Here is a 13296-nt window from a genome sequence, read left to right as displayed (position 1 = left end):
ATGACATTCCGTAGGGTGGAACAAGCGCAGCGGTTCCACCATTACGGGTGTTCATGGACGCCAACGAGGTACATTACATGCCATCACCCTCCGTTTGAAAACTGGGCGAATGGTCGGCTCGACTGAATTTTGGCTATCTTGAACTGCTATACCCGAATCAAGTTTTCTTAATGTGTTTCAACACGCCATAGATCAGTGACAATCTGAGTCAGCCGAATATTTTTCTCATTTCTGTTTTGTGTATCAGCTATCCATCCAGAAGTCGCTCTCGGCTTGTATAGAAATACGGCACTATAGTCATCAGGGATGGTCTCTAACATCGTGTCAACTCGTTCGCTATTGATATTCAGCCGACAACCATAGCAACCTGGTTTAACCCACATGCTTGTCTTTGGGTGCAGTAGATAAGATAAAGATATCAGGTCTCCAACTTCAGCATCGCTAATGAGAAGAGGATTTTCTATGGCGTTCAATATCCCGGCTATATTAGGATTGTTGTGGTTGGCCATTTTCGTCCACCCCAGCTCTGATCGATAAGATTGTAAGTAGGAAACCATTCCCGAAATAATAAAACCCAGCACCAATAATCTCCAGAATTTTCCACTCAGCCTGGTGCTATTCTGCTGAGTATTTTTGCAATCGAACAGGTAGGCTAACGACAATTGAATGCCCAATATACTGGGTAACAGATAGCGCCCGACCCGAGTCAGTCTGCCGCCAAGTGCGACATCGGGCAAAATCAATGGTAGTGCGGTTGCCGCTAGCAAGACATATATGAATAACCATGTCCTTGGGGCGCTGTTTTTATAAAGATAAATTAACGAATAAGCGACAAGTGCGAATAATAGTAAGGTCAACAGTCGGCTGTGGGAGAAGTCTAAAAATATCCTGTCGAAATTAAGCATCCAGGCCGCTACTAATCGCCTGAAAGAATCACCTTCATATGCCCAACCCATTGTGGTCTGAACTTGACCATGATTCAGAACGATAACCAACAGCCAGGGCACGAGCAAGAGAAGCGCTGTCCCAGAAGAAAATAGGAATCCAGTCATCCTTTTTGAGAGTTTGAATCGTTCACTGCAAACCACGTAACATCCATGTGCCAGGACCAATAAGCCAGACAATAGATACGCATAAAGGGCTGTGATGAGCGCTAGTGAATATCCCGCCCAGCTCAGAAACGTATTGACACGGTATGCTCGAAGCAGCGCTGCGCTCGAAAAAAGTATCGTCACGGTCCACAAACTGTATTCTCGCGCTTCTTGAGCATACTGTACGTGATAGGGTGAAACCGCGACCAGAGCGCTCGCGTACCATGCAGGCGACGTTGAACCGAACAGCTCGTAACTCAGCCAAAATAGAAAAGGAAACACGAGTAAACTGATAATAGCGCTCAGACTGCGAGTCGAGGTCGGGGATTCCCCGAACCACTTTATCCAATAGCGAGAGAGAAGATAGAAGAACGGTGTGTGCTGAGGGTCCTCGGTCGCAAGGCTATTGATAGTGTCGCTGGCATTGCTATTGAATTTTATGTGCTGAAATTTCCGGATTTCTTCTGCACTGATAATACCGTCTTGGGTAAGACCGAGCACCGCATCTTTTTCTGTGTAACCTGATGCCCGCATTGAGGTAAATACTTCATCGTACCAGTATATCTTCTTGTCAAGATTGCAAAACCTGAATAGGACTCCAACGCTTATCGAGATAATCAACAGGGATATCGTCCAGGCACTCATTTTTCTTAACCTCCTCGAATCAATGGGGTCAGACTCGATTGAACAGGTCGAACATTGTCCAGCAAAATATTTACCGCAAAGCATGAAAGTACATCATCAATCGAGTCTGACCCCATTGATTCTCTAGTGCTGGCAGGAAGGACAGTAAAAGCTCGATCGTTGCCCGATCCTCGACTGGCGAATAGCGCTACCGCAGGCGACACAGGGTTTCCCGGCCCGGCCGTAGACCTTGAGAAGGATCCTGAAGTATCCCGGCCGGCCGTCTTCCCTCACGAAGTCCCGCAGGGTCGTCCCGCCGGCTTCGATGGCCTCGCTCAGCACCGATCTCAATGCCTCGGCCAGGAGGTCGTATCGATTCTCGCCGATGCGTCCCGCTGCGCGGGAGGGGTGGATACCGGCGGCGAACAGGGCCTCGCTTGCGTAAATGTTGCCGACGCCGGCCACGATGTGGCTGTTCATCAGGAAATTCTTCACCGCGACCCGCCGACCCCGCGAAGCGCGCCAGAGCGTCGAGCCCCGGAACGCGTCGCCGAGGGGTTCCGGGCCGAGCTCGCTTAACAGGGGATGTCGTTCGGGTTCGTCGCCACCCCACAGGATCGCCCCGAACCGGCGGGGATCACGAAACCTCAAGCGTTTGTCGCCGAAGAGCGCGATGTCGACGTGATCGTGCGTTCCGTGTGGGATAGCACCCTCCAGGATGCGAAGGCTTCCGGACATGCCCAGGTGCAGGATAACGGCGCCGCGCGTCGTGTAGAGCAGCAGATACTTGCCACGTCGCGCCAGTGAGCTCACCCGTGCCCCGCGCAAACGTTCCTCCAGATCGACCGGAACGGGCCAGCGAAGCTGCGGCTGTCGGACCGTGACGCGCTCGATGCGCCGATCGAGGACGTGGGGTTCGATGCCGCGCCGTGTGGTCTCGGCCTCGGGCAACTCAGGCACTTCTTCTTACCGGGTGTCCCGTTCGCGGGCCGGGCCGGTGTAGAGCCCCTCGATCTCCAGCAGCAGGTCCTGGCGGCAGATATCGCCCAGCAGGAACAGCCGTGGCAGCGACGGCGCGGCAAGCCGTGAAAGTGCGGATTCGATCTCCGGATAGAGGTCGGGGTCTCGAAGATAGACCTTGACCAGCGACAACTCGCTCACGTCCGCGATCCCTGGCTCGCCCGTCTCGCGTGCCGTGCGAATCAGGGCGTTCAGATTCTCGAGGATTTCGGCGAGTTGGCCGCTGGGGTTGCTCGGGTGCCGCGAGGCGTATCCCACGATGCTGGCCGTGCCGGAGATGAAGAGCTGCGAACCGCCAGGCCAATGATGCATCATGGCGCGGGAAAACGAAGGACTTTGCGGGCCGTAGTCCGGCGGGTAGTGAAACGCGCTGACCTGCCGGGGATTTTCGACCTGGGTCCCGGCGTCACACCCGGCGAGGACGTAGATCAACAAGCCCGCCTGGCGCGTGCCGATCACGGTCGCGGCCGGGAGTTCCCGGCTGTCGATGCCTTCACCCAGCGCCCGGTGGCGCCCGACGCAGAATGCCTGGTACCGGTCGAGGCCCTCGTGCTCGAGGTGAATGTCGCTGAAGAAGTTCCAAATGCGCAGGGGATGACGGTATCCCGTCGCGTCGAGGAAACCGTAGAGGCGGCGATAGGTGAGGTCCGTTGCACGTTCCAGTTCGCCGCTGTCGGTCTCCGGAATGCTGATGTGCGCGAACATCAGGTCGGAATTCCGGCTATAGGCGATCCCTTCTTCGCGACCTGTCGCGACCGGTTCGCGGCTGCACCAGACCTCCACGGGGGGCGAGGCCTGCACGGACGACAGCGGGACGTGGATCTGCCGGGGGTCCTCGCCGGGGGAAGGGGAATCACCGAAGGTGACGAGGGCCAGCGTGCAGACGTCTGCGATCAGTCGCTCCCGGGTCATCCGGTCTCCCGGCCGGAGCGAGCAATGGACGGGGGCTGCGGGAATAAAATCCGGTGTTGTGTCTGAGGGTCCCAATGGCATCGCGCAATTGTAGCAGTACTGCCCGTGCGGGCGATCGACCCGCGCGATCGTCTTCGCTGCCCCCGGTCAGCGGCGCCAGCGCCTCAGCCAGATCCCGGTGCCGGCTGCCAGGAGGCTCATGGGCAGCAGGATCGCAAATGCCGTCGAGATCGCGACGATCTGCGACTCGGTCAGATCCAGGCGGGTATCGGGCGCGGTCCTGGGGACCACTGAGACCAGCGCGTCGTCCAGACTCAACCAGTTGAAGAGCGCTACGCCCAGCTCGAGGTTGCCGCCGTTGCCGAGGTAGGAGTTGGCGAGAAAGTCGCTGTCACCGACGATGGCCAGGCGCTGCGTCGCCGCACCGAGCTCCCTCTCCATGGTGAGCCCGATCGCCAGGGGCCCGGCGGTGTCGCCCGTGCCCTCGTTGAACTTCACCTCGTCACCGGTCATCGAGCCGGTTTCCGACCACGCGCGCGGCAGCGTGGTCAGTATCGGTGTCACCGTCCAGTCCTCTTGGGGCTTGTGCTGGAATCCCATGGCAAAGGGAAACAGCGTCACGGGCTTCAATTCCTTGGTAACCGGATGGTCCGGGTAGTCGACCACCGGGATGATCGCCGCACTTCGCACCCCCAGAACACGACGCAGCTCGGTATTGGCATCGACGAGCATCCCCGAAACGGGAATCACTCCCAGCGATTGCGCGAGCGAGTCCAGACCATCGTCGAGCCCCGGATCGGTCATCCACAACAGGTTGCCGCCGGCGTCCACGTAGGATGCGATCGCCTCGGCCTCACCCTCCATGAGGGGGGTCTGGGGCGAGGCAATGACCAGTAACGCCGTGTTGTCGGGGATCGAGGGTGTGCGCACCAGGTTCAGTTTCCGAATGTCGAATCCGCCGCGTCCGAGTTCTTCCGCGAGGCGATTCAGTCCGGTGTTGGTCTCGTCGTCCGGGTCGCGTTCTCCATGTCCCTCCAGGAACACGACCCATCGGTCTCCCCGGCGGACCAGACGTTGCAGGGCGTTGGCCAGGGTCCTTTCCGAAATATCACCGATGACCGCGTGCTGTCCGCCGAGGCTGAGGACCATCTTGCCGCCGCGACCGACCCCCGCCGCGCGGGCGCGCTCGGGCTCCCGCTCGGGGTTGACGAAATCCAGGTGGATGTCAGTCTTCTCCCGCTGCAGGCGCTCGATCCGCTCGTTGATTCGCTGGTGCACGGAGGCGTCGTCATCGACGAACGCGACGATTTCGATCGGCCCGTCAGCGAGGGCCAGCAGTTCCCGGGTCTCTTCCGGTACGGTATTGCGTTGTCCCGCGGTCCAGTCGGCCTGAAATCCGTATCGGGTGCTCAACCAGGCGGTCAGACCCAGCAGCGCCAGGAAACCGGCGGTGAAGGCCGCGTTGCGCAGGCGAATGCGAAAGCGGGCCCCCCGGGTAATCCTCATGACGTTACCCCCTCGGAAGATACACCACGCGCGAGGTCGTCGCGTTTGTTGCAGATTTGATTCAACGCAGCAGTCTCAGGTTGTCGAGCCTGCGCGTCGTCAGGGTCAGGAAACCCAGGATGAACAGAAGGTAGTAGATGAAGTCGGCGCTGTCGAAGATGCCCTTGACGAAGGACAGGTAGTGACTGAAATGCGACAGGTACGAGAACACCCCGCCCTCGACCCCGCTGGCACTGCCGGCGACGAACAGCACGACCAGGAAGAGCAGCAGGCCGAGGCTCGCCACCGCGGCGATCAGGGGGGCGGAGGTGAGGCTGGAGACATAGAGCCCGGCCGCTGTGAAAGAGGACAGCAGCAGGACCAATCCCAGCAGACCGGCCGCGACCTTGCCCCAATCGGGTGTGGTGCCCAGCGCGAGCGACACGGGCATCAAGGCGAGCAGGGCGATCATGACGAGCAGAAACAGCACCTGTCCGGTGAACTTGCCGAGCACGATCTCGCCGGGTGACACCGGCGCGCTGGTGAGCAGGGTTAGGCTGCCGCGTTGCCGCTCTTCGGCGAAGGCGCGCATGGTCAGCAGTGGCGAGACGGCGAGCATCAGGACACCGGCCCAGACGAATAACGGGGCCACGATCGCATCGGTCACCCCCGGCGCCCCCTCCATCCCTTCGAAGCGCGGCTGGATGGTGGAAAGGAACGCGTCGGTCAGGGTGAGAAACAGCATGGCCAGGATGAACAGGACCACGGCCAGCACCACCCAGGCCAGGGGCCCGTAGAACAGGCGCTTGAGTTCGTTGCGGGCGATGAGCAGGATCACGCGGCCTGCCCCCGTTCCCGGTAGACGAGGTCCATGAACACCTCCTCGAGTGTCATCCTTTCCGGACTCAATGTCCTCAGACCCCATCCGCCTGACAGCGAGGCCTCGAGCAGGGCGGCCGTGGCGTCTTCGCCCTCGAGCGATACGCTGAACTCGCCGTTCATGAGCGTCCTGACCGCCGTCACCCCTGGAAGCGATGCCAGGACGGCCTCCTGCGGGGGTTTGGCGAAGCGCAGCAGATAGCGGACACCGCCTGCGCCAGCGTGCAGGGCCTCGAGATCGTCGTCGTAGACCGAGCGCCCTTCGACGATGACCTGCACCCGGTCGCAGACGGTCTGCACCTCCGGCAGGATATGGGTGGACAGCAGCACGCCGTGGTCGCGCCCGAGTTCCCGGATCAGGTCCCTGATTTCGCGCAACTGGATCGGGTCCAGCCCGACGGTCGGCTCGTCAAGGATGATGACCGCGGGACGATGCACGATGGCCTGGGCGATCCCAACGCGCTGGCAGTAGCCCTTGGAAAGGTTTCCGATCAGCCGCTGCCCGGCGGTCTCCAGCCCGCAGCGTTCCTTCGCGCTGTCCACGGCCCGTGTGGCGCCCTTGCGGCCGACGCCGTGCAGGCGGGCGCAATAGGCGAGATATTCGTCCACGGTCAGCTCAGGGTAGAGTGGGGGGCGGTCGGGCAGGTAGCCGATGTTCCGTTTGGCGATGCGCGGTCGCGACAGGAGATCGATTCCGTTGATGCGAATCCCCCCGGTCCCCGGGGCGAGATTGCCACTCAGCATCCGCAGGGTGGTGGACTTTCCGGCGCCGTTCGGTCCCAGCAGACCGAGCACCTCTCCGCGTCTTACGGTCAGCCCGAGCCCGTCGACCGCGCGTCGCTCGCCGTAGTGGCGGCTCAGGTCCTCGGCCTCTATCAGGAAATCCTCTGGCATGAGTCCACTCGTGATGGGGGGCGACGCGAAAGCGTGGCATTTTATAGGAGCCCGATTGAATTTCCACCGGGCCAGGCGGTGACTCGGTTCGCTGCCCTGCGGGAGCGGGTTATCATGCCATCGGTTTCAGCATCTGCCGCCGCACCCGCACACGCTGGGATAGATTACCCGTTGTGTTCCGATGGAGATCTGACGCATTGAAACTACTCGGTGTCGATACCGGTGGGACCTTTACCGACTTCGTTTATCTGGACGAGGCGGGGATGCGAGTCCATAAGGTCCTCTCCACGCCGGAGGCCCCGGAGCGGGCGATCCTGCAGGGGATCCGGGAGATGGGGCTGGACGGCGAGGGATTGAAGATCGTGCACGGATCCACCGTGGCGACCAATGCCCTGCTCGAAGGCAAGGGCGCGCGCACCGCCTACATCACCAACCGCGGTTTCGGGGACGTGTTGACGATCGGGCGCCAGGCGCGTGATGACATCTACGACCTGCAACCCCCGCCGAAGCGCCCGCCGGTTCCGCCGGAGCTGTGTCTGGAGACCGGTGGCCGCCTGTCGGCCGGCGGGGAGGTCCTCGATCCCCTGACCGGCGCGGATCTCGAGTCGCTCACCGACCGTCTCAGGGAACTTGCACCCAATGCGGTCGCCATCAATCTGCTGTTCTCCTATCTCGATGACGGTCCCGAACGGGCCATCGAGGCCGCCGTTCCCGAAGGGATCTTTGTCTCGCGATCCTCGGCGGTGCTGCCTGAGACGGGCGAGTACGAGCGCGGCATCGCGACCTGGCTCAACAGCTATGTCGGTCCCCTGATGGGCCGCTATCTCGCCATGCTTCGTTCGGCGTTGCCGCGATCCCACCTGAGCGTCATGCAAAGCCATGGCGGGGCGATCGATTCGGCACAGGCCGCTGGGCACGCGGCGCAGTTGCTGCTGTCGGGGCCCGCCGGCGGTCTGGCCGGCGCGCGGCATGTCGGATCCGGCTCCCGGGCCGGGCGGCTGCTGACCTTAGACATGGGCGGCACCTCGACCGACGTGGCCCTGATCGATCACGACATCAGCCTGACCTCGGAGGGACGCATCGCGGGTTACCCGGTGGCGGTACCGATGGTCGACATGCACACGATCGGTGCGGGTGGCGGCTCCATCGCACGGGTGGACGAAGGCGGCCTGTTGCAGGTCGGGCCGGAGTCCGCGGGCGCGGCCCCGGGACCGGCCTGTTACGGACGGGGCGGAGATCAGGCCACGGTGACGGACGCGAACCTGGTCCTGGGGCGCCTTCCGCCAACCGTTGCCCTGGCCGGCGGGATGGGGCTGGAACACGCCGCAGCCGCTGCCGCGGTGGATCGACTGGCGGCCACACTGGGCATGACCCGCACCGGCGCCGCCGAGGGGATCGTGCGTGTGGTCAACGAACACATGGCGCAGGCGCTGCGCGTGATCTCCGTGCAGAAGGGAATCGATCCCCGGGAATATGTCCTGATGAGCTTCGGCGGGGCCGGCGGCCTGCACGCCTGCGATCTGGCCGAGGCGCTCGGCATGAGTACGGCCATCGCGCCGGTGCACTCCGGGGTGTTGTCCGCGCTTGGCATGCTGGTTGCGCCGCCCGGCCGCCAGCTTTCCCAGGCAGTGAATACCTTGCTGGATTCATCCAGTGACGCCGAGGTCGTTGCTGGACTGGATCGCCTCGCGGAAAGGGGTAAAACCGAGTTGCGTGCCGAGGGCGTGGAGGACATCCGTCGGGTCGATCAGCTCGATCTGCGTTACGAGGGGCAGTCCTATACCCTGCGCGCCCCCTGGATGGGGGCGGCAAAATCCACAGACGCCTTCCACCAGGCCCATCGCGACATGTATGGTCATGCCCTGGACATCCCCGTCGAGCTGGTCAACCTCAGGGTGGGGCTCGGTGCTGCGGCGCACCCTCCGGACCTGCCTCCCGCCCGGGTCGCCGACGGGAGCGTGCCGGCGCCCTGCGGCACGACTCGGGTCGTGGGCGAACCGCACCCCGTCCCGATCTACGAAAGGCGGCGGCTGTGTGTCGGCCATCGGCTGCAGGGGCCGGCGGTCGTCATCGAGCCCGTTGCTACGACCTGGATCGCCTCGGGTTGGAGACTGGAGGTGGATGCAATAGGGAATTTGCTGCTCAAACACGGTGCGGCATGATTCAGATCAATTGCAACGCATGGTATCTGGGCTATGATTGATCTGCAGGCTTTAGATTCATTGGACGCCGGGTCACGCATTTCCTGTCCTATGGTTGCCCGACCTCTCAAATTCCCTTGCCGGGCCCTCAAGTACGGAGTTACCAAAGTCGATGTTCGAAGGTTTGATCCCCCTCCCCTGGTGGGGCTATGTTCTCGTGGCGCTCGGCCTCACACAGGTCACCATCGCCTCAGTTACCCTGTTCCTCCATCGCGCCCAGGCGCACCGGGCACTGGAACTTCACCCGCTGGTGAGCCACTTCTTCCGGCTCTGGCTGTGGTTGAGCACCGGGATTATCACGCGCGAGTGGGTGGCCGTGCACCGCAAGCACCATGCCCGCTGCGAGACGGAGGAAGACCCTCATAGCCCATACATCAAGGGTATTCGAACAGTGCTCTGGCGCGGGGCCGAGCTTTACAGGAAAGAGGCCGCCAACCGCGAAACCCTCGAACACTACGGGCGCGGGACCCCGGACGACTGGCTGGAACGAAACGTGTACTCCCGCCACAATGCGGCCGGCATCGGGATCATGCTGCTGATCGACGTGGCGCTGTTCGGCCCCATTGGCATCACCATCTGGGCTGTCCAGATGGTCTGGATCCCCTTCTTCGCCGCGGGCGTCATCAACGGGCTCGGCCACTGGTGGGGATACCGGAACTTCGAGACCGCCGACGGTTCCACCAACATCGTCAACCTCGCGTTGTTCATCGGGGGCGAGGAACTGCACAACAATCATCACGCCTATCCGAGTTCGGCGAAATTCTCCAGCAAGTGGTGGGAGTTAGACATCGGCTGGATGTATATCCGTCTCCTGTCCTTGGTGCGACTGGTGCGGATCAAGAAGGTCGCCCCCCGGCCGGTGTCCCTGGAGGGCAAGCGCAACATCGACATGGACACGCTGCGCGCGGTTATAGTGAGCCGCCTCCATGTCATGGCCAGGTATGCCTCCACGGTCATGCTGCCGGTGGTCAACGAACAACTTGGCAGGGCGGATGCCCAGTGCCGCGCGGCGCTCCTTCAGGCCCGCCGCGTGCTGGCCCGGGACGAGAGTCGTATAGATGCCAGGGCTCGAGAGGCCATCGAACAGGCGCTGAAACAGAGTGAGGCGCTGAAGACCGTCTACGAATACCGCAAGAGACTGCAGGCGCTCTGGAGCCGTTCCTACGCGAGTCACGAGAAGCTGCTGCAGGGCCTGCAGGAATGGTGTCAGCAGGCCGAGGCCACCGGCCTTACCGTCCTGCAGGAGTTCGCCGACTATCTGCGCAGCTACACCCTGCGCCCCGTTTGACCGCAACAGGCCCCGGCCGGATCCGGGGCCGACACGGACGCGCTTTCGATGGTGCGTTCGTACTTGGCGAGCAGCACCCCTTCATCCCCACAGCAGTCGGCCGCGCACTTCTTGACCTGGTGCGCCTCGTCGGTGTCCGCGTTCAGCCAGGTTTCAACGGGTATGTTTTCCGCCGCGCAGTCGCACCCCTTGTCGTCATAGACGAAGACGTTACGCAGTCCCTCGCCGCGCGCCGCTTCGGCCGCCTCGCGCATGATGTCGGTCGGCGTTGTCGGCAGCGCGGAAAGCTTGTAGGCAGGAAAGAAGCGCGTCACGTGCCACGGACTGTCGGCGCCCAGGTGGTCACGGATCCAGCAGGCGATCTCGCGCAGCATTGTAGGGTCGTCGTTCCGGGTCGGGATGATGTTGGTGCGCGTCTCCACGTGGATTCCCATCTCTGCCGCCTTCTCGATGCTTCCCAGGACATCGGCCACGCGTGCCTTGCCGCAGATCTGCCGGTAGAAATCGTCGGACAGGCTCTTGATGTCTGAACACAGCACGTCGATGCGTCCGGCCAGCAGCTCGAGCGCTTCGTCGGTGACGAAACTGTTCGACACGAAAACGGTATAGAGCCCGCTCGCTGCGGCAATCTCCGCCGTATCCAGGACGTACTCCAGCCAGACGGCCGGTTCCGAGTAGGTGAAGGCAATCCCGTCGGCGCCGTGGCGTACGGCCGCCGCCACGAGGTCGGCCGGCGGGATCCAGGTCTCGGTGGAACGACCCCAGGCCAGATCGTCGAGCGCGGTGACACCCCAGGAAATCTCCAGATTGTGGCAGCCCCCGCAGCGGAAGCTGCAGCCGTAACTGCCGACCGACATCACCCGGGTGCCGGGGCGGAACATCCGGACCGGCTTCTCCTCGATCGCGTCCATACTGATCGACGAAATAATGCCGTAGGAGAGGTTGTACAGGGTTCCGTTGCGATTGACATGGGCCTGGCAGAACCCCCGCTGGCCGTGCCGCAGCTTGCAGCGCCACAGGCACAGGTTGCAGCGCGTTGTACCGTCCGCATGAGTCTCCTGGAGACGCGTCGGCATCAGGCGGTATTCGGTGCGGGTTGGGTTGGTCTGGTTCATTGGTAACAATCCGGTGAAGGCCGCACTGCGTAGGCGCAGTGTGGCGTACTGTGTGGAATTCTACTCCACTGCGGGGGGTGAGGTCCGATTCCACTTGACGACGCAGGGACCAGCCGATTTAATACGGAGCCTTCCCGTCGAACGACAGGCCAGGTAGCTCAGTCGGTAGAGCAGGGGACTGAAAATCCCCGTGTCGGCAGTTCGATTCTGTCCCTGGCCACCATTAAAACAACCCCTTACAGCAATCTTCGTTTACAGCTAAATGCACTATTCCGGTCCCTCGATTATTCCGAGTTGGACTCGGTTCGGTGGCGAGAATTTCCTGGATTTCAGCACGTTGATTGGGACAGCAGTACTTGATTTCCCGAGATAATTCGGTCGTCTTCTTCAGCTGGCAATGTCGCCAGTATGATGGAGAAGGCCAATGTCGATCGAGCTTTTCTTTCCCGATCCGACGAGCCAGCGGCGATTTCGCGTTGGCCCGTTGACATGTGATCTCGACGGATTTGCCGCTCAGCTTGCCGCGGAGGGATACAACCACTCGTCGGCCAGAAACACGCTCCGGCTAATCAGAGATCTCAGCAGGTGGCTCGAGCACGAAGGGCTCGATGTCGAAGTACTTGACGAGCTGCGGGTCAGAGCGTTCTTGGTTGCTCGCGGATCACGACGGACCGCCCAACGCGAAGCAACGACCGCCCGGCAGTTGCTGAGTTACTTGCGTGCGAACGACCGGATCCCCGCTGCCCCTTCAGGCCCGAGCAGCGACAGTGCGATGGGACGGATGGAACAGGACTATGAACGATTTCTTGTTCGCGAGCGTGGTCTGACCTCGGCAACGGTAAAGAACTATCTGCCCACCGTTCACGTCTTTCTCACTGAACGTTTTGGGACGGAGACAATCGAGCTCGAGAGGCTGGTTGCTCAGGACGCCAACCAGTTCATTCTGCGCCACGCACAGCACCTCAGTCGTACCCGCGCCAAGTTACTCGTCACCGCGCTGCGGAGCTTCTTGCGCTTCTTGTATCAGCGTGGAGATATCCCTGTCGATGTCGCCAGTGCGGTCCTCCCGGTCATGCATTGGCGTTTGTCGGGGTTGCCAAAGTCGCTCGCGCCCGAGCAAGTGAAGTCGATGCTCGAGAGCTGCGACCGCAGTACGGTCATCGGACGGCGAGACTACGCCATCTTGCTGCTCCTGGCGCGACTGGGGTTGCGCGCCGGCGAGGTGGTGGCGTTGACGCTGGATGACCTCGATTGGGACAAGGGTATCGTGACTGTGCCCGGTAAGGGTCAACGGCGCGAGCCGTTGCCCCTGCCTCACGAGGTGGGGGAGGCGCTGGTGGGGTATTTACAAGACGGCCGACCGCTGTGTAACACCCGGTGTCTGTTCGTGCGCATATCCGCGCCGCATCGCGGCTTTACCGGCGCTGCAGCGATCTGCGATGTCGTGCGACGGGCACTGGTGCGCGCGGGAATCGATCCGCCATTCAAAGGTTCGCATATGCTGCGCCACTCCCTGGCCACCGAGATGCTGCGCTGTGGCGCCTCGCTCGAAGACATCGGCCAGATCTTGCGTCACCGTCACCCGGAGACCACGCAGATTTACGCCAAGGTCGACCTCGAGGCGTTGCGTGCGCTCGCGCAACCGTGGCCCGGAGGTGCGACATGAACGAGCTCCAGCTCTTGCTCGATGAGTATCTGGCCGCGCGCCGCGCTCTGGGGGCCAAGCTCAAGCTACCCGGGCGTCTACTGCAGCGCTTCGTCGCGTTTGTTGCGCAACGCAAGGCCGC

General features: G+C 61.8%; 10 protein-coding genes and 1 tRNA gene. 4 read left to right on the top strand and 7 right to left on the bottom strand.

Annotated features, from left to right (window positions below; all coding sequences use genetic code 11):
* Positions 1–167: 167 nt before the first annotated feature.
* From LJE91_02590 to LJE91_02565, 6 genes are all read right to left on the bottom strand, one after another.
* A complete protein-coding gene (locus LJE91_02590; GenBank protein MCG6867638.1) occupies positions 168–1736 on the bottom strand; it encodes a glycosyltransferase family 39 protein in 1569 nt (522 codons plus the stop codon).
* A gap of 123 nt (positions 1737–1859) precedes the next feature.
* Positions 1860–2675 (bottom strand): bifunctional DNA-formamidopyrimidine glycosylase/DNA-(apurinic or apyrimidinic site) lyase, encoded by an 816-nt coding sequence (gene mutM, locus LJE91_02585; GenBank protein ID MCG6867637.1) that lies wholly within the window; start codon positions 2673–2675, stop codon positions 1860–1862.
* A gap of 6 nt (positions 2676–2681) precedes the next feature.
* Complete coding sequence (locus LJE91_02580) at positions 2682–3647, bottom strand: hypothetical protein (protein ID MCG6867636.1); 966 nt, start codon at positions 3645–3647, stop codon at positions 2682–2684.
* 147 nt (positions 3648–3794) lie between these two features.
* The gene (locus LJE91_02575; GenBank protein MCG6867635.1) at positions 3795–5153 is read right to left on the bottom strand and encodes a GldG family protein; all 1359 of its coding nucleotides are present in this window, start codon (positions 5151–5153) and stop codon (positions 3795–3797) included.
* A gap of 61 nt (positions 5154–5214) precedes the next feature.
* On the bottom strand, positions 5215–5970 hold the full coding sequence (locus LJE91_02570; GenBank protein MCG6867634.1) for an ABC transporter permease: 756 nt from the start codon (positions 5968–5970) through the stop codon (positions 5215–5217).
* Positions 5967–6905: an ABC transporter ATP-binding protein gene (locus LJE91_02565; GenBank protein ID MCG6867633.1), complete on the bottom strand. Its 939-nt coding sequence runs from the start codon at positions 6903–6905 to the stop codon at positions 5967–5969. Before LJE91_02565 ends, LJE91_02570 begins: the two co-directional genes overlap by 4 nt.
* Positions 6906–7102: 197 nt before the next feature.
* Here LJE91_02565 and LJE91_02560 point away from each other — a divergent pair, with 197 nt between their 5' ends.
* Both LJE91_02560 and LJE91_02555 read left to right on the top strand, forming a co-directional pair.
* Complete coding sequence (locus LJE91_02560) at positions 7103–9067, top strand: hydantoinase/oxoprolinase family protein (GenBank protein MCG6867632.1); 1965 nt, start codon at positions 7103–7105, stop codon at positions 9065–9067.
* A 151-nt stretch (positions 9068–9218) separates the two neighbouring features.
* On the top strand, positions 9219–10394 hold the full coding sequence (locus LJE91_02555) for a fatty acid desaturase (protein ID MCG6867631.1): 1176 nt from the start codon (positions 9219–9221) through the stop codon (positions 10392–10394).
* On the opposite strand, the gene LJE91_02550 is transcribed toward LJE91_02555, so the two are convergent.
* Positions 10373–11509, bottom strand: a complete 1137-nt coding sequence (locus tag LJE91_02550) for a radical SAM protein (protein ID MCG6867630.1) — start codon at positions 11507–11509, stop codon at positions 10373–10375. The genes LJE91_02555 and LJE91_02550 overlap by 22 nt on opposite strands.
* A gap of 147 nt (positions 11510–11656) precedes the next feature.
* Here LJE91_02550 and LJE91_02545 point away from each other — a divergent pair.
* Together LJE91_02545 and LJE91_02540 are read left to right on the top strand one after the other, a co-directional pair.
* A tRNA-Phe gene (locus LJE91_02545) sits at positions 11657–11732 on the top strand.
* 201 nt (positions 11733–11933) lie between these two features.
* Entirely contained in the window at positions 11934–13175 is a 1242-nt protein-coding gene (locus tag LJE91_02540) for a site-specific integrase (GenBank protein ID MCG6867629.1), read from the top strand.
* Positions 13176–13296: the final 121 nt, after the last annotated feature.

The organism is Gammaproteobacteria bacterium, from assembly GCA_022340215.1.
Classification (GTDB): domain Bacteria; phylum Pseudomonadota; class Gammaproteobacteria; order JAJDOJ01; family JAJDOJ01; genus JAJDOJ01.
Note: the sequence above shows the minus strand (reverse complement) of the source record. Positions and strands in the feature narration are given on the sequence as shown.

Bases quoted from the DNA above. Each gene is read 5' to 3' on its own strand.
- LJE91_02565 (MCG6867633.1), bottom strand. From the start codon at position 6,905: ATGCCAGAGGATTTCCTGATAGAGGCCGAGGACCTGAGCCGCCACTAC.
- LJE91_02550 (MCG6867630.1), bottom strand. From the start codon at position 11,509: ATGAACCAGACCAACCCAACCCGCACCGAATACCGCCTGATGCCGACG.
- LJE91_02580 (MCG6867636.1), bottom strand. From the start codon at position 3,647: ATGACCCGGGAGCGACTGATCGCAGACGTCTGCACGCTGGCCCTCGTC.
- LJE91_02590 (MCG6867638.1), bottom strand. From the start codon at position 1,736: ATGAGTGCCTGGACGATATCCCTGTTGATTATCTCGATAAGCGTTGGA.
- LJE91_02575 (MCG6867635.1), bottom strand. From the start codon at position 5,153: ATGAGGATTACCCGGGGGGCCCGCTTTCGCATTCGCCTGCGCAACGCG.
- LJE91_02540 (MCG6867629.1), top strand. From the start codon at position 11,934: ATGTCGATCGAGCTTTTCTTTCCCGATCCGACGAGCCAGCGGCGATTT.
- LJE91_02555 (MCG6867631.1), top strand. From the start codon at position 9,219: ATGTTCGAAGGTTTGATCCCCCTCCCCTGGTGGGGCTATGTTCTCGTG.